This is a genomic window from Streptomyces sp. NPDC023157 (assembly GCF_055560575.1).
Genome location: NZ_JBVHIL010000006.1, coordinates 452782 through 474571, shown reverse-complemented (window position 1 = coordinate 474571; position 21790 = coordinate 452782). Strand labels below are relative to the sequence as shown.

22 protein-coding genes and 1 riboswitch are annotated in these 21790 nt (G+C 71.5%); of the genes, 12 read left to right on the top strand and 10 right to left on the bottom strand.

The genetic code is table 11. The features are described 5' to 3' along the window. Positions 1–106: 106 nt before the first annotated feature. Complete coding sequence (locus tag ACZ3ZE_RS23925; protein WP_361628142.1) at positions 107–349, top strand: hypothetical protein; 243 nt, start codon at positions 107–109, stop codon at positions 347–349. Here the strand turns inward: ACZ3ZE_RS23925 and ACZ3ZE_RS23920 are convergent. The 4 genes from ACZ3ZE_RS23920 to ACZ3ZE_RS23905 all read right to left on the bottom strand — a co-directional run bounded on the left by ACZ3ZE_RS23920 (position 315) and on the right by ACZ3ZE_RS23905 (position 3813). Further along, complete coding sequence (locus ACZ3ZE_RS23920; protein ID WP_046907355.1) at positions 315–638, bottom strand: DMT family transporter; 324 nt, start codon at positions 636–638, stop codon at positions 315–317. The two genes, ACZ3ZE_RS23925 and ACZ3ZE_RS23920, sit on opposite strands and share 35 nt — an antisense overlap. Before the next feature lie 92 nt (positions 639–730). Further along, a complete protein-coding gene (gene rsgA, locus ACZ3ZE_RS23915; RefSeq protein WP_361166837.1) occupies positions 731–1741 on the bottom strand; it encodes a ribosome small subunit-dependent GTPase A in 1011 nt (336 codons plus the stop codon). 3 nt (positions 1742–1744) lie between these two features. Beyond that, the gene (gene aroA, locus ACZ3ZE_RS23910; RefSeq protein ID WP_361166840.1) at positions 1745–3097 is read right to left on the bottom strand and encodes a 3-phosphoshikimate 1-carboxyvinyltransferase; all 1353 of its coding nucleotides are present in this window, start codon (positions 3095–3097) and stop codon (positions 1745–1747) included. Between the two features lie 20 nt (positions 3098–3117). Next, positions 3118–3813: a M50 family metallopeptidase gene (locus ACZ3ZE_RS23905; RefSeq protein WP_361166843.1), complete on the bottom strand. Its 696-nt coding sequence runs from the start codon at positions 3811–3813 to the stop codon at positions 3118–3120. Positions 3814–3864: 51 nt separating this feature from the next. Here ACZ3ZE_RS23905 and ACZ3ZE_RS23900 point away from each other — a divergent pair, with 51 nt between their 5' ends. From ACZ3ZE_RS23900 to def, 8 genes are all read left to right on the top strand, one after another. Continuing rightward, complete coding sequence (locus ACZ3ZE_RS23900; RefSeq protein WP_361628151.1) at positions 3865–4680, top strand: SOS response-associated peptidase; 816 nt, start codon at positions 3865–3867, stop codon at positions 4678–4680. 79 nt (positions 4681–4759) lie between these two features. Beyond that, positions 4760–5392 (top strand): alpha/beta hydrolase family protein, encoded by a 633-nt coding sequence (locus ACZ3ZE_RS23895; protein WP_467260597.1) that lies wholly within the window; start codon positions 4760–4762, stop codon positions 5390–5392. A gap of 252 nt (positions 5393–5644) precedes the next feature. Continuing rightward, positions 5645–6298 carry a sigma-70 family RNA polymerase sigma factor gene (locus ACZ3ZE_RS23890; RefSeq protein WP_207926457.1) on the top strand — a complete coding sequence of 218 codons (654 nt, stop codon included), beginning with the start codon at positions 5645–5647 and terminating at the stop codon, positions 6296–6298. Continuing rightward, entirely contained in the window at positions 6295–6597 is a 303-nt protein-coding gene (gene rsrA, locus ACZ3ZE_RS23885; protein WP_329423897.1) for a mycothiol system anti-sigma-R factor, read from the top strand. Before ACZ3ZE_RS23890 ends, rsrA begins: the two co-directional genes overlap by 4 nt. Positions 6598–6745: 148 nt before the next feature. Continuing rightward, complete coding sequence (locus ACZ3ZE_RS23880) at positions 6746–8164, top strand: HD-GYP domain-containing protein (RefSeq protein ID WP_361628219.1); 1419 nt, start codon at positions 6746–6748, stop codon at positions 8162–8164. After that, a complete protein-coding gene (locus ACZ3ZE_RS23875) occupies positions 8161–9420 on the top strand; it encodes an HD-GYP domain-containing protein (RefSeq protein ID WP_361166854.1) in 1260 nt (419 codons plus the stop codon). The genes ACZ3ZE_RS23880 and ACZ3ZE_RS23875 overlap by 4 nt, the downstream gene beginning before the upstream one ends. A 79-nt stretch (positions 9421–9499) precedes the next feature. Next, positions 9500–10480, top strand: a complete 981-nt coding sequence (locus ACZ3ZE_RS23870; RefSeq protein ID WP_345485738.1) for a tetratricopeptide repeat protein — start codon at positions 9500–9502, stop codon at positions 10478–10480. Positions 10481–10547: 67 nt separating this feature from the next. Continuing rightward, positions 10548–11180 (top strand): peptide deformylase, encoded by a 633-nt coding sequence (def, locus tag ACZ3ZE_RS23865; RefSeq protein WP_361166857.1) that lies wholly within the window; start codon positions 10548–10550, stop codon positions 11178–11180. Positions 11181–11256: 76 nt separating this feature from the next. Here the strand turns inward: def and ACZ3ZE_RS23860 are convergent, their stop codons facing one another. The 6 genes from ACZ3ZE_RS23860 to ACZ3ZE_RS23835 form a co-directional block, all read right to left on the bottom strand. Continuing rightward, complete coding sequence (locus ACZ3ZE_RS23860; protein WP_361166859.1) at positions 11257–12270, bottom strand: ribonucleotide-diphosphate reductase subunit beta; 1014 nt, start codon at positions 12268–12270, stop codon at positions 11257–11259. Continuing rightward, the gene (locus tag ACZ3ZE_RS23855) at positions 12270–14633 is read right to left on the bottom strand and encodes a ribonucleoside-diphosphate reductase subunit alpha (protein WP_361166862.1); all 2364 of its coding nucleotides are present in this window, start codon (positions 14631–14633) and stop codon (positions 12270–12272) included. The genes ACZ3ZE_RS23860 and ACZ3ZE_RS23855 overlap by 1 nt, the downstream gene beginning before the upstream one ends. 128 nt (positions 14634–14761) lie before the next feature. Next, a riboswitch (cobalamin riboswitch) is annotated at positions 14762–14887 on the bottom strand. A gap of 58 nt (positions 14888–14945) precedes the next feature. After that, positions 14946–15461 carry a GNAT family N-acetyltransferase gene (locus ACZ3ZE_RS23850; RefSeq protein ID WP_361628154.1) on the bottom strand — a complete coding sequence of 172 codons (516 nt, stop codon included), beginning with the start codon at positions 15459–15461 and terminating at the stop codon, positions 14946–14948. A gap of 86 nt (positions 15462–15547) precedes the next feature. After that, positions 15548–17173 carry a monocarboxylate uptake permease MctP gene (gene mctP / locus ACZ3ZE_RS23845; RefSeq protein WP_361166868.1) on the bottom strand — a complete coding sequence of 542 codons (1626 nt, stop codon included), beginning with the start codon at positions 17171–17173 and terminating at the stop codon, positions 15548–15550. Further along, on the bottom strand, positions 17170–17424 hold the full coding sequence (locus ACZ3ZE_RS23840) for a DUF3311 domain-containing protein (RefSeq protein ID WP_361166871.1): 255 nt from the start codon (positions 17422–17424) through the stop codon (positions 17170–17172). The genes mctP and ACZ3ZE_RS23840 overlap by 4 nt, the downstream gene beginning before the upstream one ends. 103 nt (positions 17425–17527) lie before the next feature. After that, positions 17528–18292 carry a GntR family transcriptional regulator gene (locus tag ACZ3ZE_RS23835; RefSeq protein ID WP_329428531.1) on the bottom strand — a complete coding sequence of 255 codons (765 nt, stop codon included), beginning with the start codon at positions 18290–18292 and terminating at the stop codon, positions 17528–17530. A gap of 292 nt (positions 18293–18584) precedes the next feature. On the opposite strand from ACZ3ZE_RS23835, the gene ACZ3ZE_RS23830 reads away from it, so the two are divergent. The 3 genes from ACZ3ZE_RS23830 (at position 18585) to ACZ3ZE_RS23820 (ending at position 21784) form a co-directional block, all read left to right on the top strand. Further along, complete coding sequence (locus ACZ3ZE_RS23830) at positions 18585–19868, top strand: extracellular solute-binding protein (protein WP_363292840.1); 1284 nt, start codon at positions 18585–18587, stop codon at positions 19866–19868. A 75-nt stretch (positions 19869–19943) separates the two neighbouring features. Then, complete coding sequence (locus ACZ3ZE_RS23825; protein ID WP_467260594.1) at positions 19944–20933, top strand: carbohydrate ABC transporter permease; 990 nt, start codon at positions 19944–19946, stop codon at positions 20931–20933. Further along, positions 20930–21784 carry a carbohydrate ABC transporter permease gene (locus tag ACZ3ZE_RS23820; RefSeq protein ID WP_361166880.1) on the top strand — a complete coding sequence of 285 codons (855 nt, stop codon included), beginning with the start codon at positions 20930–20932 and terminating at the stop codon, positions 21782–21784. The genes ACZ3ZE_RS23825 and ACZ3ZE_RS23820 overlap by 4 nt, the downstream gene beginning before the upstream one ends. Positions 21785–21790 lie beyond the last annotated feature (6 nt).

Genomic DNA, 21790 nt, shown 5'->3' with positions numbered 1-21790 from the left:
GGCCCGGCCCCGCCCGTCGCGGGGCGGGGGGGGGCGGGCGGCGGGGGGGGGGGCGCCCGCCCCCCCCCCCCCCCCCCCCCCCCCCTCGAACACCGGAGGTCCCGCCATGACCGAAGACACCCGTGAGCCCTCGGCGGCGCTGCGACTCGCCCTGCGCGTCGACGCGTTCACCTCGTCGACCTGGGGCGTCATCACCCTGACCGGGGTGCTGCTCGCCCTGGTCTTCACCGGCACCACCGCAGGACTGATCGCCGCCGCGACGGTCTTTCTGGCCGCCGTCGCCGTCGGCCTTCTCGGCCGGAGGCACGAGCGGATCAGTGGGCCGAACCGGACAGCTGGAGGCCGATGACGCCGATGATCACCAGCGAGATCGAGACGATCTTCAGCGTGGACACCAGGTCGCCGAGGAAGACCATCCCGTAGATCGCCGTCCCGGCCGCCCCGATGCCCGTCCACACCGCGTACGCCGGACCCACGTCCAGCTTGCGCAGCGCCAGCGTCAGCAGGCCGAAACTGCCCAGCGCGAAGGCCGCGAACGCGACCGTCGGCCACAGGCGGGTGAAACCGTGCGAGAGCTTGAGGCAGACCGCGAACCCCGTCTCCAGAATCCCCGCGACCACCACCAGCAGCCACGCCATCGTCAGTGCCTCCCACGCCGTCGGTGACTGCTTCGTCTCACTTGGTGCGATTATGCACTTACCAGACGTGGGCGCCCGCAAACGTGCGCGAATCAGTCGCCTTCGCGTCGCTCCCGGGTCGCCAGCAGCCGCCGCAGCGAGTACAGCCGGGCCGGATCGGCGTGGCCCTCCGCCACCCAGGCGTCCAGCGCGCACTCCGGCTCGTCGTGGCTGCACGCCCGCGGGCAGTTCTCCGTCCCCGGCTCCAGGTCCGGGAAGGCGTGGATGACCCGCGACGGGTCCACATGGTGCAGGCCGAAGGAACGCACGCCGGGCGTGTCGATGACCCAGCCGTCGGCCTTGTCCAGCGGCAGCGCGAGCGCCGAGGTCGTGGTGTGCCGGCCCCGGCCGGTCACCGCGTTCACATGCCCGGTGATCCGCCGTCGCTCCTCCGGCACCAGCGCGTTCACCAGCGTCGTCTTGCCGACGCCCGAGTGCCCGACGAACGCCGTCACCCGGTCGCCCAGATGCTCCCGCACCCGGTCCGCCGCGCCGCCGTCGTACAGCTCCTCGCGGTTGACCACCACGTACGGGATGTCCAGCGCGCCGTACAGCTCGAGGAGCTTGTCCGGCGGGGCGAGGTCCGACTTCGTCAGGACCAGGAAGGGGGAGAGCCCGCCGTCGAAGGCCGCGACCAGACAGCGGTCGATCAGCCGGGGGCGCGGCTCCGGGTCGGCCAGCGCGGTCACGATCGCCAGCTGGTCGGCGTTGGCCACGACCACCCGCTCGAACGGGTCGTCGTCGTCGGCCGTGCGCCGGAGCACCGAGCTGCGCTCGCCGATCCGCACGATCCGCGCCAGGGTGTCCTTCTCGCCCGACAGGTCGCCCACCAGGGAGACCCGGTCGCCCACGACGGCGGCCTTGCGGCCCAGCTCGCGGGCCTTCATCGCCATCACGACCCGGTCCTCGACCAGACAGGTCAGCCGGCCCCGGTCGACGGTGAGGACCATGCCCTCGACGGCGTCCTCGTGCTTGGGGCGGATGGTGGTACGCGGACGGTTGCCCTTGCGGTTGGGCCGCTGGCGGATGTCGTCCTCGTCGGTGTTCTTCCCGTAACGCCGCATGGCTCAGGCTCCGAGCATTTCGGTCCACATCCCCGGGAAGTCGGGCAAGGTCTTCTCCGTCGTCGCCACGTTCTCGATCTCCACACCCTCGACGGCCAGGCCGATGATCGCGCCCGCGGTCGCCATCCGGTGGTCGTGGTACGTGTGGAAGACGCCGCCGCGCAGCGGGCGCGGGCGGATGCGCAGTCCGTCCTCGGTCTCCGTCACGTCGCCGCCGAGCCCGTTGATCTCCCGGGTCAGGGCGGCGAGCCGGTCGGTCTCGTGGAGCCGCAGGTGGGCGACGCCGCGCAGGGTCGAGGGGGAGTCGGCGAGGGCGGCGACCGCCGCGATGCCGGGGGTCAGCTCGCCGACCTCGCCCAGGTCCACGTCGATGCCGTGGATCCGGCCGGTGCCGGTGAAGGTCAGACCCCGGTCGGTCAGCTCGCAGGAACCACCCATCGTGGTGAAGATCTCCCGCAGCGCGTCACCGGGCTGGGTGGTGCGCGCCGGCCAGTCCGGCACGGTCACCCGGCCGCCGGTGACCAGGGCGGCGGCCAGGAACGGCTGCGCGTTGGACAGGTCGGGCTCGACCACCAGGTCCCGCCCGAGCAGCGCGGACGGCGCCACCCGCCACACGTCGGGCCGCCCGCCGTGCTCCGGCTCGTCGACCTGCGCGCCGACCGAGCGCAGCATGTCGACGGTCATCCGGATGTGCGGCAGCGAGGGCAGCCGGCCGCCGACGTGCCGTACCTCCACGCCCTGGTTGAAGCGCGCGCCCGACAGCAGCAGGGCGCTGACGAACTGGGAGGACGAGGAGGCGTCGATCTCCACGACACCGCCCTCCAGGGAGCCGCCGCCGTGCACGGTCATCGGCAGCGCGCCGCGCCCGTCGTCGTCGATCCGGGCGCCGAGCGCGCGCAGCGCGTCGATGACCCCGTGCAGCGGGCGCTCGTGGGAGCGCGGGTCGCCGTCGAAGCGGACCGGCCCCTCGGCGAGGGCCGCGACCGGCGGCAGGAAGCGCATGACGGTGCCGGCGTTGCCGACGTCCACGGTCGCGGGGCCGCGCAGGCCGGCCGGGATGACCCGCCAGGCCTCGCCGGTGCCGTCCGGGCCCCCCGCGACGGAGGAGCTCGACGACACGGTCTCCTCGATCTTCACGCCGAGGGTGCGCAGCGCCTCCGCCATCAGCAGGGTGTCGCGCGAACGCAGCGGGCGGCGCACCCAGCCGGGCTCGGCGGCCAGCGCGGCGAGCACGAGGGCGCGGTTGGTGACCGACTTCGATCCGGGCACGGTGACGGTGGCGTCGACGGCACCGCCGGCGTAGGGGGCGGGCCAGAGGCCGGTGAGCGGATCGGTGTGCGTGGAGCTTTCGGTCATGCCCTCACCTTACGGGGGGACTACAGGCCGAGGAGCCAGCGTCCTCCGCCGATCAGGGCGCAGATCGAGACGGCGTGGAAGAAGAGGAGCCACAGCGTGGGATGCACATGGGTGAGCCGCCCGAGCTGGTCCGCGTCGGAGTCGGGCGCCCCTCCGTGCCGCCGCTTCGCCTGCAGCTCGAAGGCCGGCCGGACCCCGCCGAGCAGCAGGAACCAGACCACCGCGTACGCGAAGGCCGACTGGACGTCCGGGCCGGTCAGCCAGGACACCAGCAGGAACACGCCGCCGGTGAGCAGCACGGTGAAGATCCCGTACGCGTTGCGGACCATCACCAGCAGCGCCACGAGCAGCGCCGTGGCCAGCCACAGCAGCAGCGTGATCCGGTGGCCGGCCAGGAGCGCGGCGCCGCCGAGGCCCAGCAGCGGGGCGGCGGTGTAGCCGGCCGCGGCCGTGAGGATCATGCCGATGCCGGTGGGCCGTCCGCGCGAGACGGTCAGCCCGCTGGTGTCCGAGTGCAGCCGGATCGACTGGAGCCGCCGCCCGGTGGCGAGCGCGACCAGACCGTGGCCGCCCTCGTGGGCGATGGTGATCGCGTTGCGGGACAGGCGCCATATCGGGCGGGGCAGGACCGCGGCCAGCGCGGCGACCGCCGTGGCGATCACGATCCACTGCGCGGGAGCGGCCTGCGTGTCGAACAGGCCATGGGGGAGGCTCATCGTGTGGAACGGCTCCTCGTCCGGGGGCGGGGTCGTGGCAGTGTGGCACTCATGTGCGGACGGTATGCGGCGAGCAGGCGCCCCGAGGACCTCGTGGACGTCTTCGGCGTCGAGAAGTGGGAGCCGGAGGAGACCCTGGCCCCCGACTGGAACGTGGCCCCGACCAAGGAGGTCCACGCGATTCTGGAGCGTCCTCTGAAAGACGCGGAATCACGCCGCCCGGTTCGCCAGATGCGCGCCCTGAAGTGGGGGCTCGTGCCGTCCTGGGCGAAGAGCCCGGAGGGCGCCGCCCGGATGATCAACGCCCGCGCGGAGACCCTGCACGAGAAGCCCTCCTTCCAGAAGGCCTTCGCGGCCCGCCGCTGCATCCTGCCCGCCGACGGCTATTACGAGTGGGTGACCGGCGCGGGCGAGCGCGACCTGGAGGTCGAGGGGAAGCGCAAGCGGCCCCGCAAGCAGCCGTACTTCGTGACCCCCGCCGACGGCTCGGTCCTCGCGATGGCCGGCATATTCGAGTTCTGGCGGGACCGGACCCTGCCCGACGCCCACCCGTCGGCCTGGTGGGTCACCTGCTCCGTCGTGACCACCGAGGCCGAGACCGCGCCGCTGGGCGTCGCCCCCGCCGAGGGGCCCCGCTCGCTCGCCGACATCCACCCCCGGATGCCCCTGATGCTCACCCCCGACCACTGGGACGCCTGGCTGGACCCGCGCCGCACCGGCCCGGACGAGCTGCGCGGGCTGCTCGCCGCGCCGCCCGAGGGCCTGATGCGGGCCTACCCGGTGGCGACGGCGGTCAGCAACGTGCGCAACAACGGCCCCGAACTGCTGACGGAACTGGAGGGCCCGGAGGAGGGCACCCTGTTCTGAACCAGGGCGGTACGCGGGTCCGCCGTACGCCGGTCTCCCCTGCGCCGGATTTCCGTCCCCGGGGCGGCAGGATGGGCCCGTGACCAAGACCGAGATCGTTCCGACCGACGCCGGGGACGCCCGGATCACCTGGGCCGCCGCGAAGAAGCCCTGGGCCGTGCTCGCCGTGAGCCACGGCGCCGGCGGCGGCATCGAGGCCCGCGACCTGGTGGCCCTGGCCGCCGCGCTGCCCGCGCGGGAGGTGAGCGTGGCCCTCGTCGAGCAGCCCTGGCGGGTGGCCGGCAAGAAGGTCGCCCCCGCGCCGAAGACCCTCGACACCGGCTGGCGCGGCCTGTGGCCCGCCCTCGCCGCCCCCGGCCTGCCGGTGATCGCCGGCGGCCGCAGCGCCGGCGCCCGGGTCGCCTGCCGCACCGCCGGCGAGCTGGGTGCCGCCGCGGTGCTCGCGCTCAGCTTCCCGCTGCACCCGCCGGGCAGGCCGGAGAGCTCCCGGGCCGCCGAACTCCTCGGCTCCGGCGTCCCCACCCTCGTCGTGCAGGGCGGCAACGACCCGTTCGGCAGGCCGGGGGAGTTCCCGGACGGTCCGTACACGCTCGCCGAGGTGCCGTACGGCGACCACGGGTTCGCCGTCCCGAAGCGCGCCCCGCTCTCCCAGGAGGAGGCCGTCGAGGTGATCGTGCGTGAAGTCACCGCGTGGATCACGTCACTTCGGTGACCGTGTGACCACCGCGGGAATGCGGAGCCCGGGGCCGCTGTTGTGAGGGACATCGGTGCTCAGAGCAAAGGAAGAGGGAGTCCGTCCATGGGTTCGACCATCTGCCCCGAGCGTGCGCAGGCCGCTGACCTGGACTGGACAGTCCTGCCTGCGCCCAGGGTCACGCCTGTTCGGGCGGCGGACGGAGTGGTTCCTCGTCTATCCTCCGAAGCGAGCGGGTCCGCGTTCGGGTTCGCCGCAGCGCTGGAGGAGGTGGGTCCGGTCACTGGGACCGACACAGGGACCGACGACGGCCCCGAGGAGACGACCGAGGAGCGCAACGCGCGCTTCGAGCGGGACGCCCTCGGCTACCTCGACCAGATGTACTCGGCCGCGCTGCGCATGACGCGCAACCCCGCGGACGCGGAGGACCTGGTGCAGGAGACCTACGCCAAGGCGTACGGGTCCTTCCACCAGTTCCGCGAGGGCACCAACCTCAAGGCGTGGCTGTACCGGATCCTCACGAACACCTTCATCAACTCGTACCGCAAGAAGCAGCGTGAGCCCCAGCGCTCGGCCGCCGAGGAGATCGAGGACTGGCAGCTCGCCCGCGCCGAGTCGCACATGTCCACCGGTCTGCGCTCGGCCGAGTCGCAGGCGCTCGACCACCTGCCCGACTCGGACGTGAAGGCAGCGCTGCAGGCGATCCCCGAGGAGTTCCGCATCGCCGTCTATCTGGCGGATGTAGAGGGCTTTGCGTACAAGGAGATCGCGGACATCATGGGTACACCCATCGGTACGGTGATGTCCCGGCTGCACCGGGGCCGCCGCCAGCTGCGCGGCATGCTCGAGGACTACGCCCGCGACCGCGGGCTGGTTCCCGCGGGCGCCGGAGAGTCGCACGATCTGAAAGGCTCGGGCTCATGAGCTGCGGAGATCCGCACGAGACGGACTGCTCAGAGGTCCTGGACCATCTCTACGAGTTCCTCGACAGAGAGATGCCCGACACCGACTGCACCAAGTTCGAGGTGCACTTCGAGGAGTGCTCCCCGTGCCTGGAGAAGTACGGCCTCGAACAGGCGGTGAAGAAACTGGTGAAGCGCTGCTGCGGCAGCGATGACGTCCCGGTGGACCTGCGCGCCAAGGTGATGGGCCGGATCGACCTCATCCGTTCGGGTCACACGGTGCCCGAGCAGGACGTCACGGCCGCACCCCAGGAGCAGTAGCACCGGAGCGGCACCCCAGCACACCACGGAAGGCCGGGCGAGCGTTCGCCCGGCCTTCGGTGTGTCCATCGGCTTGTATCACCCGATGGTGCGAATCGCCCCCGGCGGCCCGACGGCGGCCGCTCAACTCGCTAGCGTGACCGGCGTGATGGGCGTCAAGGGCATTCCGCGAACGGCACGCGTGTACATCGGCTGCGCCCTGCTCGCCGCCACCGCGGCCGTCCTGCCCGCGCTACGCCCCGGCGCCCCCACGCCCTGGCACGCCGTGCTCCTGCTCGCCGCCCTCTACGCGGTCTGCGAACTGCCCGCCCGCTGCACCCTCGCCGCCCGCGCCCTCGGCCAGGCCCCGGGCGGCGCGGCCCCGCTCACCGCGGGCTCCTTCTTCCCCGTCCTGATCGCCGCCGCGCTGCTCCTGCCGCCCGCCGCCGCCGCGCTCACCGCGCTGCCCGGCGCCGTCCTCGGCCGCGTCGACCGCCCACCCGCCGGGGCCCGCCGCGCCTGGCGGGCCGCCCAGCTCGCCCTCGCCGTCTGGGCCGCCTCGCACGCCGCCCGACTCTTCCGCTGCCACGCCGCCCTCGGACTCGGGCCCGACACCCCCGACTTCCCGTACGCGCTGCTGCCCGCCGGCGCCGCCGCGCTCGCCCTCTGCCTCACCCTCACCGTCCTCGACGGCGGCATCCGCGCCACCGCCGAACAGCTCCCGCCCCGGGCCGCCTGGCGCGGACTGCTCGGCCGGGCCCTCGCCCCGCACGCCGTGCACGGGCTCGCCGGACTGATGATGGCGGTGCTCTGGCGCAGCCCGTACGGGCCGGTCGCCGCCCTCTTCGTCCTGCTGCCCATGTACATCTCCTGCTGGGTCTTCGCCCAGTACCACCGCGAGCGGGCCGCCCACCAGGCCACGATCCGGGCCCTCGTCCAGGCCGTCGACATCAAGGACCGCTACACCCGCGGCCACAGCGAACGGGTCGGCCGCGCCTCCGTCCTGATCGCCCAGGAGCTCGGCATGGCCGAGGCCCGTCTGGAGGTCGTCCGCTTCGCCGGCATCCTCCACGACGTCGGCAAACTGGGCGTCCCCACCCGGGTGCTGCGCAAGGACGGGCCGCTCACCCCCGAGGAGCGCCGGATCATCGAGCTCCACCCCGAGTACGGGCACGAGATGGTCCGCGGCATCGGCTTCCTCGGCGAGGCCCGCACCGCGATCCTCCACCACCACGAACGCATGGACGGCAGCGGCTACCCGTACGGGCTCAAGGGCCGCGAGATCCCCGAGTACGCCCGGGTCGTCGCGGTCGCCGACGCCTTCGACGCCATGACCTCCACCCGCTCCTACAGCCGCGCCCGGCCCGTCGGGACCGCCCTGGCCGAGCTGGAGCGGTGCGCCGGCACCCAGTTCGACCCGCGGATGGTCGACGCCCTCGCCCGCGCCCTCGCCCGGGAGGGCTGGCAGACCGGGGTCACCGCCGACGAGACCACCACCCCGCTGCCCGGCGCCCGCACCCCACCGCCCGAGGGAACGGCCGGGGCGCCGCCCGCCATGCCCGCCCGCCCCGCCCAGGAGCACGCGTGAGCACCGGCCGCGCCACCGTCGGCGCCGTGCGCGGCCTCGCCCTGCTGCTGACCCTCGCCGGCATCGCCGCCACCCTCTGGCAGGGCGTCGACGATCCGGGCATCGCCCTCGCCTTCGGCACCCTCATCGCCGTGGGCGAGCTGACCCGCTGGGGCGCCCAGCCCGGGGAGCGGGAACCCGCGCCGCTCGCCGCCGCCGGAGCCCTCGCGTACGCCCTGCTCGGCGACAACGCCGGCCACACCACCGCCCACGGCGTCCTGCAGACCGTCGCCGTCGCCGTCGCGGGCTGCCTCGCCGGGATCGTCCCGCACGTGGCCCGGGGCCGCGGGCCCGACCCCGACCACCTGGCCCGCCGCGTCCTCACCGTCGGCTTCGCCGCCCTCTGCTTCCAGCCGCTCTTCAACGCGGGCGCCGTCACCGCCCGCCTCGGCCACAGCCCCTCGTACGCCCTCTTCCTGCTCCTCCTGCTGCTCCTCACCGCCCTCTGCGACGCCGTCCTCGCCGCCCTGCTGCACCGCGCCCGCACCGGCCACCCCTACGGCCCGCTCCTGCGCGACCAGCTGCGCGCCCTGCCCGGGATCGGCTCCGCGGTCTGCGCCACCGGCGCCGTCATGGCCCTCGGGGTGGCCGTCGCCGGACTGTGGGCGCTGCCCGTCTTCGCCGTACCGCTGCTGCTCACCCAGGTCTCCTACCGGCGGTACGCGGCCGTGCGCACCACCGACCGGCAGACCATCGCCTCGCTGGCCCGGGCCACCGAGATCGCCGGCTGCACCCCGCAGGGGCACGCCCGCCGGGTCGCCGAGCTCAGCCGGGCCGTCGGCCGGGAGCTGGGCCTGTCCGGCGCCGAGCTGACCGTCCTCGAATACGCGGCGCTCATGCACGACATCGGACAGCTCTCCCTGGTCGACCCCGTCGAGGGCGGCGCCACCGCCCTGCTGCCCGCCGAGGAGCAGCGCAGGATCGCCCTGCTCGGCGGGGCCGTGGTCCGGCAGACCGGGGTCCCGGCGGCCGTCGCCGTCGTCGTGGAACGCCAGGCCGACCCGTACCGGGACCAGCCGCTGCCCGCCCGGATCGTCCGGGCCGTCAACGCCTACGACGACCTCGCCGCCACCACCGCGGGCGGCGGCCTCGGCGCCCTCGAACGCCTCCGGCTGGGCACGGCCCGTGACTACCACCCCGAGGTCGTCGAATCCCTCGCCAGGGTGCTCGCCCGCGGGGGTGCCCCCAGGGGCATCGCCCCAGTCCCACCGGGGTAACCCATGGGTAATGAGCGCGCGTCCGACCGGGCATGGTTGGATGCGAACAAGAGGGTGAAGCGACCGGCAGGCGGGAATCGTGAGGATCTTCGGGAAGGTACGGCATCGGCCCTCCGCCTCGTGGCGGCAGGCCACCGACCGCGCGTTCACGCTGATCGGCGACGGACGGTACGAGGACGCGGGCGCGCTGCTGACGCGTGCGGCGGACCTGGAGCCCTGGCTCTCGGAGTCCTGGTTCAACCTGGCCCTGCTGCACAAGTTCCGGCACGACTGGGAGCAGGCCCGGGCCGCCGGGCTGCGCGCGGTCGCCCTGCTCGACAAGGAGACCGGCGCCCCCGACTGGTGGAACGTCGGCATCGCCGCCACCGCGCTCCAGGACTGGCCGCTGGCCCGCCGCGCCTGGCAGGCCTACGGGCTGAAGGTCCCTGGCGCCGCCTCCGGCACCGGTGAGCCGGCCGGCATGGAGCTGGGCAGCGCGGCCGTGCGGCTCTCCCCGGAGGGCGAGGCCGAGGTCGTGTGGGGCCGCCGGCTCGACCCGGCCCGCATCGAGGTCCTGTCCATCCCGCTGCCGTCCTCGGGCCGCCGCTGGGGCGAGGTCGTCCTGCACGACGGCGTCCCGAACGGCGAGCGGACCACCAGCGCGGGCCCCTCGTACCCCGTCTTCGACGAGATCGAGCTGTGGGCGCCGTCGCCGGTGCCGACCTGGGTGGTCCTCCTGGAGGCCGCCACCGAGGCCGACCGGGACGCCCTGGAGCAGCTCGCCGCCGACGCCGGCTTCGCCGCCGAGGACTGGTCCTCCTCCGTACGGCTGCTCTGCCGGGCCTGCTCGGAGTCGACCATGCCCAGCGCCGAGGGCGAGGGCGAGCACCTGGATCCGCACGACCACAGCGAGCCGGGTCACCCGGGCCCGCTCGGGCACCGCTCGCCCGGCGAGCTGTGGGTGCCGGAGCGCGAGTGCGGCATCGCCGCCCCCGCGGGCCTGGTCCGCGGACTGCTCGACGGCTGGGTCGCGGACAGTCCGGACAGCCGCGAGTGGCGTGATCTCGAAGAGGTCTGCTGAGGCGACGGCCCGGGGCCCGTAGGCTGTCCTCCGACGGAATCGGGTTTTCAGAAGGGCGCGGCCGGACATGGCGCAGCAGGAGACGGACCAGCAGGTCGAGAACGACGGTTTCGTCGTGGACACGGAGGAGTGCGAGGAGCGTGAGCTCGCGCACCGTGAGCGGGGCACCTCGCGTCCCATCACGGTCGTCGGCAACCCCGTGCTCCACCGGGAGTGCAAGGACGTCACCGAGTTCGGCGCCGAGCTGGCCCAGCTGATCGACGACATGTTCGCCAGCCAGAAGACCGCCGAGGGCGTCGGCCTGGCCGCCAACCAGATCGGTGTGGACCAGAAGGTCTTCGTCTACGACTGCATGGACGACGACGGCGTCCGGCACGTCGGGCACGTGGTCAACCCGGTCCTCCAGGAGCTGCCGGCCGACCAGCGCGTCCTCGACGAGTCCAACGAGGGCTGCCTCTCGGTGCCCACCGCGTACGCCGAGCTGGCCCGCCCGGACTACGCCGTGGTGCACGGCCAGGACTCCCAGGGCAACCCGATCAAGGTGCGGGGCACCGGCTACTTCGCCCGCTGCCTCCAGCACGAGACGGACCACCTGTACGGCTTCCTGTACATCGACAAGCTGTCGAAGCGGGACCGCAAGGACGCCCTGCGCCAGATGGAAGAGGGCACCCCGCGCTACCCGGTCGTCGCGAACGACTGACCCGCGCGTCCCCGGACATGCCGAAGGGCCCCGCTCCCCCCGTGGAGCGGGGCCCTTCGCCGTACCGGACGGGCTCCTAGAAGTCCTCGTCCAGGTCCACCGAGCCCTCGACCGCCACCTGGTAGGCGGACGGGCGGCGCTCGAAGAAGTTGGTCAGCTCCTGGACGCCCTGGAGCTCCATGAACGCGAACGGGTTCTCCGAGCCGAACACCGGCGCGAAGCCCAGGCGGGTGAGGCGCTGGTCGGCGACGCACTGCAGGTACTCGCGCATCGACTCGGTGTTCATGCCCGGCAGGCCGTCACCGCACAGGTCGCGGCCGAACTGGAGCTCAGCCTCGACGGCCTCCCGCAGCATCGCGGTGACCTGCGCCTGGAGCTCGTCGTCGAAGAGCTCGGGCTCCTCCTTGCGGACGGTGTCCACGACCTCGAAGGCGAAGTTCATGTGCATCGTCTCGTCGCGGAACACCCAGTTGGTGCCGGTCGCCAGGCCGTGCAGCAGACCGCGGGACCGGAACCAGTACACGTACGCGAAGGCGCCGTAGAAGAACAGGCCCTCGATGCAGGCGGCGAAGCAGATCAGGTTGAGCAGGAAACGGCGGCGGTCGGCCTGGGTCTCCAGCCGGTCGATCTTCTCGACCGAGTCCATCCACTTGAAGCAGAACTGCGCCTTCTCGCGGATCGAGGGGATCTCCTCGACCGCGTCGAAGGCGGCCGCGCGGTCGTCCGGGTCGGGGAGGTAGGTGTCGAGCAGCGTCAGATAGAACTGGACGTGCACGGCCTCCTCGAACAGCTGGCGCGAGAGGTACAGCCGCGCCTCGGGCGAGTTGATGTGCTTGTAGAGCGTCAGGACCAGGTTGTTGGACACGATCGAGTCGCCGGTCGCGAAGAACGCGACCAGACGGCCGATCATGTGCTGCTCACCGGGGGTGAGCTTGGCGAGGTCGGCGACGTCCGAGTGGAGGTCGACCTCCTCCACGGTCCAGGTGTTCTTGATCGCGTCGCGGTAGCGCTCGTAGAAGTCCGGGTAGCGCATGGGGCGCAGGGTCAGTTCGAAGCCCGGGTCGAGGAGGTTCTTGTCGGTGGAGCTCATTACTGGCAGGCCTCGCAGGACTCGGGGTTCTCAAGGGAGCAGGCGACGGCGTCGGGGTCGGCGACCTGCTGGACGGGGATGGGGGCGGCGGCCTGCGCGGCGCGGGCGATCCGGGTCGCCGGGCGCGAACGCAGGTAGTACGTGGTCTTCAGGCCCTGCTTCCAGGCGTACGCGTACATCGACGACAGCTTGCCGATGGTCGGCGTCTCCAGGAACAGGTTCAGCGACTGCGCCTGGTCCAGGAACGGGGTGCGGGCGGCGGCCATGTCGATCAGGCCGCGCTGCGGGATCTCCCAGGCCGTGCGGTACAGCTCGCGCACCTCGGCCGGCACCCAGGTGAAGCCGGCCACCGAGCCGTTGGCGTCGCGCAGCGCCTCACGGGTCTGCGCGTCCCACACGCCGAGCCGCTTCAGCTCGTCCACGAGGTACGAGTTGACCTGGAGGAACTCGCCGGACAGCGTCTCGCGCTTGAACAGGTTGGAGACCTGCGGCTCGATGCACTCGTAGACGCCGGCGATCGAGGCGATCGTCGCGGTCGGCGCGATGGCGAGGAGGAGGCTGTTGCGCATGCCGACGGCGGCGATCCGCTCGCGCAGCGCGGCCCAGCGCTCCGGCCAGTTCAGCTCGACGTCGAAGTGGTCCGGGTGCAGCACGCCACGGGCCGTACGGGTCTTGTCCCAGGCGGGCAGCGGGCCGTTGCGCTCGGCGAGGTCGGCGGAGGCCTCGTACGCGGCCAGCATGATCCGCTCGGCGATCCGGGTGGACAGCGCGCGGGCCTCGGCCGAGTCGAAGGGCAGCTTCAGCTTGAAGAAGACGTCCTGGAGGCCCATCGCGCCCAGGCCCACCGGGCGCCAGCGGGCGTTGGAACGGCCGGCCTGCTCGGTCGGGTAGAAGTTGATGTCGACGACCCGGTCGAGGAAGGTGACGGCGGTGCGCACGGTCTCGTCCAGGCGCGCCCAGTCGATCTGCCCGCCGTCGGCTCCTTCCTGGACGAAGGCGCCCAGGTTCACCGAGCCGAGGTTGCAGACGGCCGTCTCGCCGTCGTCGGTGACCTCGATGATCTCGGTGCAGAGGTTCGAGGAGTGGACGACGGAGCCGGGCTCGGCGGTCTGGTTGGCGGTCCGGTTGGACGCGTCCTTGAAGGTCATCCAGCCGTTGCCGGTCTGCGCGAGGGTGCGCATCATGCGGCCGTACAGGTCACGGGCCGGCATGGTCTTCTTGGCCAGGCCCGCGGCCTCCGCCTTGCGGTACGCGGCGTCGAACTCGTCGCCGTACAGGTCGACCAGCTCGGGCACGTCGGCGGGGGAGAACAGCGACCACGCGGCGTCGGCGTTGACCCGGCGCATGAACTCGTCCGGGATCCAGTGCGCGAGGTTCAGGTTGTGCGTACGGCGGGCGTCCTCGCCGGTGTTGTCGCGGAGCTCCAGGAACTCCTCGATGTCCGCGTGCCAGGTCTCCAGGTAGACCGCGGCGGCGCCCTTGCGGCGGCCGCCCTGGTTCACCGCGGCGACGGAGGCGTCCAGCGTCTTCAGGAACGGCACGATGCCGTTGGAGTGCCCGTTGGTGCCGCGGATCAGCGAACCGCGGGCGCGGATGCGCGAGTACGACAGGCCGATGCCGCCCGCGTGCTTCGACAGGCGCGCGACCTGGTGGTAGCGGTCGTAGATGGAGTCCAGCTCGTCCTGCGGGGAGTCCAGCAGGTAGCAGGAGGACATCTGCGGGTGGCGGGTGCCGGAGTTGAACAGGGTGGGGGAGGAGGGCAGGTAGTCGAGCCGGCTCATCAGCCCGTACAGCGCCGCCACCTCGTCCACGGCACGCGCCGACTCGTCCTCGGCGAGGCCGCTCGCCACGCGCAGCATGAAGTGCTGCGGGGTCTCGACGACCTGGCGGGTGATCGGGTGCCGCAGCAGGTAGCGGGAGTACAGGGTGCGCAGGCCGAAGTAGCCGAAGCGGTCGTCGCCGGCCGGGTCGATCAGCGCGTCGAGGCGCGCGGCGTGCGCGGCGACGAACGCGGCCGTGCGGTCGGCGATCAGGCCCTCGCGGTGGCCGACGGCGACGGAGGCCGAGAAGGACACCGCGCCCTGGCCGGCCGCCTCGTCGGCGATGGTGATCGTGAGGAGCCGGGCGGCGAGCCGGGAGTACGCCGGGTCCTCGGCGATGAGTCCGGCGGCGGCCTCGGTGGCCAGCTCGCGCAGCTCCGCCTCGTCCGAGCCGGCGCTGCGGCCGCGCAGGGCGGCGGCGGCGACCTTGCCGGGGTCGGTGTCCGGGAGGTCGGCGGTGAGATCGGTCAGGACCCGCAGCAGCACGGTGCCGGGGCCGTCGGTCTCGATCGCTGCGGCCGGATCGGCGGGCGCGATGGTCACGTGGGGGCTCTCCCTCGCTCGGCGCGGAGCCAGGACGGGAGGCGGGAACGGGCGGCCGTACGCACGGCGGCGCCGCGTCCACCGGCCCACTCCGCGAGGCCCGGACGTCTGTGACACCCGGAACGGACGGACCGGGCGCGCTGCCGGCAGGTCTTCGGACTCACCCTGGGCGCGAAAAGCGCGCAAAACACACCGTTGCGGGACAGTTCCGGATTTCCACCGGATTCCCCTGCGGCGACAGCGAGGACGAGCATACATGTGGGGGGCGCCGCTCACGGCACCCCCCACATGTTGTGTCGGTCGGGGCGGAGTTCAGAGCTCCAGAACGTAGGTGAAGAGCGTGAGGTCGAGCCCCTGGACGGGCTTCCAGTCCCGCTCGGGGGAGCGGACGAAGCCCAGTCGCTCATAGATCCGGTGGGCGGTGGCCATCGTCCGCTGGGTGGACAGCACGATCCGCGCGCACCCCTCGACGGCCCGCGCCCGGTCCACGCAGGCCCGCACCAGGGCCTCCCCGACGCCCCGGCCGCGCGCCGCGTGCGCGACGGCCAGCATGCGGAACTCGGCCTCGCCCTCCCGGGCGATGTCCGCCCACTCCTCGCCGCCGGCGGTGAAGGTCACCCCGCCGAGGACCGTGCCGGCCGCGTCCGTGGTGTCGACCGCCACGAGCACCTCGGCCTCGGCGTCCCGCCGGGCCACGTCCCGCAGCAGGTGCAGGTACGCGTCGTCCTCGCCGAAGGCGAGGAACCCGTCGTCGAGATAGGCCCGCGCGGTGATCTCGCCGAGGGCCGCGTACTCCTCGGGCCGTACCGCCCTGATCGTGAAGTCCATGCCCGGCAGTCTGCCCCCGGCACGGCTCCGCCCGCCTCCGGATAACCGGAGGCGGGCGGAGGGGCCGGAGCGGACGGCCGCGGGGCTCAGTGCCCGGCGGTGCCGACCTTCGGCAGTTCGGTGGCGACGCCCGCGTCACCGGCGTCCGCCGTGTAGTCCCCGGGCGAGGTCTCGTCGACGCCGTCGGGCGCCTTGAGCGCCTTCAGGACGACGGTGAGGACCACGGTGACGACCAGGTTGAGCACGAAGGCGGTGAGGCCGATGTAGCCGATCTCCCCGATGCCGGGGATCTCGGCCGAGGAGCCGCCGAAGTGCTTCTGGGTGGGGCTGGCCACGCCGTACGCGGCGGCGGTGCCGTAGACCATGCCGACGGCCCAGCCGGCGAGCAGCGCCCAGCGGTGGAACCAGCGGGTGAACAGGCCGCCGACGAGGGCGGGGAAGGTCTGCAGGATCCAGATGCCGCCGAGCAGCTGGAAGTTGATGGCGACGGTCTTGTCCATGGTGAGGACGAAGACCAGCGCGCCGACCTTCACCAGCAGCGAGACCAGCTTGGAGACCTTGGTCTCCTGCTCGGGCGTCGCGTCCGGCTTGAGGAAGTCCTTGTAGATGTTCCTCGTGAACAGGTTGGCCGCTGCGATCGACATGATCGCGGCCGGCACCAGGGCGCCGATGCCGATGGCGGCGAAGGCGACGCCCGCGAACCAGGCGGGGAACATGTCCTCGAAGAGCTGCGGGATGGCGAGCTGCCCGTTGGTGACCTTGACGCCGGCGGCGATCGCCATGAAGCCGAGCAGCGCGAGCAGGCCCAGCATCAGCGAGTACAGCGGCAGGATCGTGGTGTTGCGGCGGATCACCTCGCGGCTCCTGGAGGAGAGCGTCGCGGTGATCGAGTGCGGGTACATGAAGAGCGCCAGCGCCGAGCCGAGGGCCAGCGTCGCGTACGTCCACTGGCCGGCCTCGCCGGGCACGAGCGCGCCCTTGGGCTTGCCGGTGACCGGGTTGACCGTCTGGTACGCCTCCGCCGCCTTGCCGAAGATCTCGTCGAAGCCGCCCAGCTTGATCGGGATGTAGATGATCGCCACCGCGATGACGATGTAGATCAGGGCGTCCTTGACGAAGGCGATGAGCGCCGGGGCGCGCAGGCCGGAGGAGTACGTGTACGCCGCGAGGACACCGAAGGCGATGAGCAGCGGCAGGTCCTTGACGAACCAGTGGGTGTTCTCGCCGCCGCCGACGCCCATCACGTCCAGGACGGCCTGGATGCCGACGAGCTGGAGGGCGATGTACGGCATGGTGGCGAGGATGCCGGTGACGGCGACGGCCAGCGACAGGCCCTTGGAGCCGAAGCGGCCGCGGACGAAGTCGGAGGTGGTGACGTACCCGTGCTTGTGGGACACCGACCACAGGCGGGGCAGGAAGGTGAAGATCAGCGGGTAGACCAGGATCGTGTACGGCACGGCGAAGAAGCCGGCCGCGCCCGCCGCGTAGATGGCCGCCGGGACGGCGACGAAGGTGTACGCGGTGTACAGGTCGCCGCCGAGCAGGAACCAGGTGACCCAGGTGCCGAACGAACGGCCGCCCAGGCCCCATTCGTCGAGGCTGTTGTCGTTCTCGGCCTTGCGCCACTTGGCGGCCAGGAAGCCCATGACCGTGACGGCCAGGAAGAAGAAGACGAAGACGCCGAGCGCGACGCCGTTCACACCGTCCTTCATCGCGCGTCACCCCCCTTGCGGGCGCGCTGGTCGCGCTTCCAGAGCTGGTACGCGAGCATCGTCAGCCCGGTGGAGACGACCACCCAGAGCATCTGGTACCAGTAGAAGAACGGGATGCCGATGAAGGCGGGGTCCACCTTCGCGTACGAGCCCACCCAGAGCATCGCCACGAACGGTGCGAACAGGCAGAGCGCGATCACCACCCTCGACGGTGTGATGACCGGTTGTTTCCCTTGTGCCGCTTCTGACATGGCGAAACCGTCCCCTCACTGATCACCTCGTAAGACGGGGAAATCTAGGGGACGGTCTCGCTGTTAGGAACCCCTGTCCGTATAACGGATCAGGCGCGCCCGGTCAGCCGTTGGGGCGCTGCAGGCGGGCGACGAACTTGTAGCGGTCGCCGCGGTAGACCGAACGCACCCATTCGACCGGTTCGCCCTGCGCGTCGAGGGAGTGCCGGGAGAGCATCAGCATCGGCAGGCCCACGTCCGTACCGAGCAGGCCGGCCTCGCGCGGGGTGGCCAGCGAGGTCTCGATGGTCTCCTCGGCCTCGGCCAGGTGCACGTCGTACACCTCGGCGAGGGCCGTGTAGAGCGAGGTGTACTTCACCAGCGAACGCCGCAGCGCGGGGAAGCGCTTGGCGGACAGGTGGGTGGTCTCGATGGCCATCGGCTCGCCGCTCGCGAGCCGCAGGCGCTCGATCCGCAGCACCCGGCCGCCGGCGGTGATGTCGAGCAGCCCGGCGAGCGTGTCGTCGGCGGTGACATAGCCGATGTCGAGGAGCTGCGAGGTGGGCTCCAGGCCCTGCGCGCGCATGTCCTCGGTGTACGAGGTGAGCTGGAGGGCCTGGGAGACCTTGGGCTTGGCCACGAAGGTGCCCTTGCCCTGGATCCGCTCCAGGCGGCCCTCGACCACCAGTTCCTGCAGTGCCTGGCGCACGGTGGTGCGCGAGGTGTCGAACTCGGCGGCGAGAGTGCGCTCGGGCGGGACGGGGGTGCCGGGCGGCAGGGTGTCCGTCATGTCGAGCAAGTGCCGCTTCAGTCGGTAGTACTTGGGCACGCGCGCGGTGCGGGTGGCGGCGCCGCCCTCTGTCTCCGTGCTGCCCGCGTCCGTGGCCATGGCCTGCCTTCCCGACTCCTGTGCTGCTGCCGTCACCGGCTCCTCCGTCTGTCGCGGCTCACATGGTGGCACGGACCGGTCACGGGTCGTCGCCCTCCCTCAGGTGTCGGTCCGATAACGGACCCGACTGCCCTTCTTATACACCCTTGACACCCCTAAAGGTCTAGGCCAAGCTCCGGGTACTGGTCTACACCATTAAAGACCAGGTCCCAGCCCCACGAGCATTACTCGACGTATGTCTGTATGTCTTCGCGCGGTGGGCAGGGGTTGCAGCATCCCTGAGGAGGGTGGCGTGAAGCGCAAGCTCATCGCGGCGATCGGCGTCGCGGGCATGATGGTCGGCATTGCCGCGTGTGGTGGCACGGACGACAAGGGCGGTGCGAAGGCCGGCGGCGACGCCAAGGAGCTCACCGTCTGGCTGACGGTCGACGCCCAGAACAACTGGCCCGAGCTGGTCAAGGCCGCCGATGACGCGGTGACCAAGAAGCACCCGGGCATCAAGATCAAGCACGAGTACTACGGCTGGCCGGACAAGAACACCAAGCTGGACGCGGTGCTCGCCACGGACAAGGCCCCGGACGTTGTCGAGATGGGCAACTCCGAGATGATCAGCTACATGGCCAAGGGCGCGTTCGCCGAGGTCGACCCGTCGAAGTTCGAGAACTCCGACAAGTGGCTGGACGCCCTCAAGGACTCGGTCACCTACAACGGCAAGACCTACGGTGTCCCCTACTACGCCGGTGGCCGCGTGGGCACCTGGCGCAAGGACATCGCCGCCGAGGCGGGCGTCAAGGCCCCCCCGAAGAGCTGGGCCGAGCTGACCGCCGCGCTCGACGCCATCCAGAAGAAGAAGGGCGACAAGTTCAGCGCCTGGTACCAGCCGTCGCCGGACTGGTACGCCGCGATGTCCTTCGTCTACGAGGCCGGCGGCTCCATCGCCAAGCAGGACGGCGAGACCTGGAAGTCGAACCTCTCCTCGGCCGAGTCCGTCAAGGGCCTCACCGAGTACAAGAACATCGTCGACAAGTACATGCACGGCGACAAGACGAAGGACGAGTCCGACCGTCCCGTCGTCTTCGGCCAGGGCAAGTCCGCGACGATCTTCGCCGCCGGCTGGGAGGGCGCCACCGCCGCCGACCCGAAGTCCGACAAGGTCGGCGGGCTGAAGGACAAGCTGGAGAACTTCGTCATGCCGGGCCCGTCCGGCAAGAACCTCCCGGTCTTCCTCGGCGGCTCGGACCTGGCCATCCCGGTCAAGTCCAAGGCGCAGGGCGTCGCCGGCGAGTGGATCGCCGCCTTCACCGGCGCCGAGGGTCAGAAGGGCCTCATCGCCAAGGGCAACCTGCCCAACAACAAGGCGGACCTCGCCCCGCTGAAGAACGACCCGGCCACCGCCGTCCCGGCGACCGCGGCCGAGTCCAGCTGGTTCGTCCCGACCGCCCCCGGCTGGGGCCAGGTCGAGAAGGCGCAGACCCTCAAGACGATGCTCATCGAGATCGCCAACGGCAAGAAGTCGGTCGAGCAGGCGGCCAAGGACGCCGACGCCGCGATCGACAAGGTCATCAACGCCAAGTGACCTACCGGCAGGGCCTCGCCACCACGGCGGGGCCCTGCCGCCCGTACCACGAGAGGGATCGCTGAGGAGCACGGGATGAGTGCCGCAGACACAACCACCGCGAAGGTGCCGCCGGTGCGGCAATCGCCATCATCCGGCTCCCAAGCCGGTACGCCCGCCCCGCGCGGGAAGTCCAAGAGCGGGGCCGGGATCCCATGGCTGCTCCTCGTGCCATGTCTGCTCGTGCTCCTCCTGGTGCTCGGCTATCCGCTGATCCGCCTGGTCACCCTCTCGTTCCAGAAGTTCGGGCAGCCGCAGCTGTGGGGCTTCCAGGAGGCCGAGTCGGCCGGCCTGTCGAACTTCACCCGGATCCTCGGCGACTCCGAGTTCTGGGCCGTCGTCCTGCGCACCGTGCTCTTCGCGGCCGGCGCCGTGATCGTCACGATGATCCTCGGCATGGCGATCGCGCTGCTCCTCCAGCGCGTCTCCAGCTGGGTCAAGATGCTCATCAACGTCGTCCTGGTGGCGAGCTGGGGCATGCCGATCATCGTCGCCACCGCCATCTTCAAGTGGATCTTCGACACCGACTACGGCGTGCTCAACTGGCTGCTCAGCCGCCTCCCCGGCGTGGACATGATCGGCCACAACTGGTTCGCCAGCGGCCCGCAGGGCCTCGCCGTGATCATGCTCCTGGTGGTCTGGGGCGCCGTGCCCTTCGTGGTGATCACCCTGAGCGCCGGCCTCACGCAGGTGCCGAAGGAGCTCGAAGAGGCCGCCCGCCTCGACGGCGCCGGCGCCTGGAAGGTCTTCCGCTACGTCACCCTGCCGATCATGAAGCCGATCCTCGTCATGCTGACGACCCTCTCGGTGATCTGGGACATGGGTGTCTTCCCCCAGGTCTACGTGATGCGCAACGGGCACCCCGAGGCCGAGTTCCAGCTGCTCACCACGTACTCGTTCGACAGGGCGTTCGTCGTCAACGACTACGGCACCGGCTCCGCGATCGCGCTCGTCACGGTCCTGCTGCTGCTGGGCGTCGTCGCGGTCTACATGCGCCAGATGCTCAAGATCGGAGATGTCGAATGAGCACCGCCAAGGTCTCCGCGGCCCCGCGCCGCCCCCGCAAGTCGAAGCTGGGCTGGAACCTGCTCGGGCTCCTCGTCTTCGTCACCGCCGGCTTCCCGGTCTACTGGATGCTCAACACCGCGTTCAAGCCCGACAAGGACGCCATCGACCCGGACCCGAAGTTCTTCCCGACCACGTTCACGTTCGACAACTTCAAGCGTGCGCTGGACATCGCGGACTTCTGGGGACCGGTCACCCGCAGCCTGCTCGTCTCGTCCGTCGTGGTCGTGATCGGCATCGTGGTCGGCCTGCTCGCCGCCCTCGCGATCTCCCGCTTCGCCTTCCGCGGCCGCAAGATCGTCATCGTCGGCATCCTCGCGGTCCAGATGGTCCCGCTCGTCGCGATGATCATCCCGGTCTTCCTGATGCTCAACGACCTCGGGCAGTACGACAAGCTCACCGGCCTGATCATCACGTACCTGACCTTCATCCTGCCCTTCACGGTGTGGACGCTGCGCGGATTCATCGTCAACATCCCCAAGGAGCTGGAGGAGGCCGCCCAGGTCGACGGCTGCACGCCCACCGGCGCGTTCCTCCGGGTCGTCTTCCCGCTGCTCGCCCCCGGCATGGTCGCCACCTCGGTCTACGGCTTCATCCAGGCCTGGAACGAGTACCTCTACGCCCTGATGCTGATGAGCCAGCAGAACCAGACGGCCACCGTCTGGCTCTCCAACTTCATCACCAAGAACGGCACCGAGTACTCCGCGATGATGGCCGGCTCGACCATGATGGCCGTCCCCATCGTGATCCTCTTCCTCCTCGTCCAGCGCAAGATGGCCGCTGGCCTGACGGCCGGCGCAGTGAAGGGATGACGTCCG

What these genes read in the sequence shown, in the direction of transcription:
- ACZ3ZE_RS23825 (WP_467260594.1), top strand. Translation starts at nt 19,944, where the DNA reads ATGAGTGCCGCAGACACAACCACCGCGAAGGTGCCGCCGGTGCGGCAA.
- rsrA (WP_329423897.1), top strand. Translation starts at nt 6,295, where the DNA reads ATGAGCTGCGGAGATCCGCACGAGACGGACTGCTCAGAGGTCCTGGAC.
- ACZ3ZE_RS23840 (WP_361166871.1), bottom strand. Translation starts at nt 17,424, where the DNA reads ATGTCAGAAGCGGCACAAGGGAAACAACCGGTCATCACACCGTCGAGG.
- ACZ3ZE_RS23860 (WP_361166859.1), bottom strand. Translation starts at nt 12,270, where the DNA reads ATGAGCTCCACCGACAAGAACCTCCTCGACCCGGGCTTCGAACTGACC.
- ACZ3ZE_RS23880 (WP_361628219.1), top strand. Translation starts at nt 6,746, where the DNA reads ATGGGCGTCAAGGGCATTCCGCGAACGGCACGCGTGTACATCGGCTGC.
- ACZ3ZE_RS23820 (WP_361166880.1), top strand. Translation starts at nt 20,930, where the DNA reads ATGAGCACCGCCAAGGTCTCCGCGGCCCCGCGCCGCCCCCGCAAGTCG.
- aroA (WP_361166840.1), bottom strand. Translation starts at nt 3,097, where the DNA reads ATGACCGAAAGCTCCACGCACACCGATCCGCTCACCGGCCTCTGGCCC.
- ACZ3ZE_RS23850 (WP_361628154.1), bottom strand. Translation starts at nt 15,461, where the DNA reads ATGGACTTCACGATCAGGGCGGTACGGCCCGAGGAGTACGCGGCCCTC.
- mctP (WP_361166868.1), bottom strand. Translation starts at nt 17,173, where the DNA reads ATGAAGGACGGTGTGAACGGCGTCGCGCTCGGCGTCTTCGTCTTCTTC.
- ACZ3ZE_RS23835 (WP_329428531.1), bottom strand. Translation starts at nt 18,292, where the DNA reads ATGGCCACGGACGCGGGCAGCACGGAGACAGAGGGCGGCGCCGCCACC.
- ACZ3ZE_RS23900 (WP_361628151.1), top strand. Translation starts at nt 3,865, where the DNA reads ATGTGCGGACGGTATGCGGCGAGCAGGCGCCCCGAGGACCTCGTGGAC.
- ACZ3ZE_RS23905 (WP_361166843.1), bottom strand. Translation starts at nt 3,813, where the DNA reads ATGAGCCTCCCCCATGGCCTGTTCGACACGCAGGCCGCTCCCGCGCAG.
- rsgA (WP_361166837.1), bottom strand. Translation starts at nt 1,741, where the DNA reads ATGCGGCGTTACGGGAAGAACACCGACGAGGACGACATCCGCCAGCGG.
- ACZ3ZE_RS23920 (WP_046907355.1), bottom strand. Translation starts at nt 638, where the DNA reads ATGGCGTGGCTGCTGGTGGTGGTCGCGGGGATTCTGGAGACGGGGTTC.
- ACZ3ZE_RS23925 (WP_361628142.1), top strand. Translation starts at nt 107, where the DNA reads ATGACCGAAGACACCCGTGAGCCCTCGGCGGCGCTGCGACTCGCCCTG.
- def (WP_361166857.1), top strand. Translation starts at nt 10,548, where the DNA reads ATGGCGCAGCAGGAGACGGACCAGCAGGTCGAGAACGACGGTTTCGTC.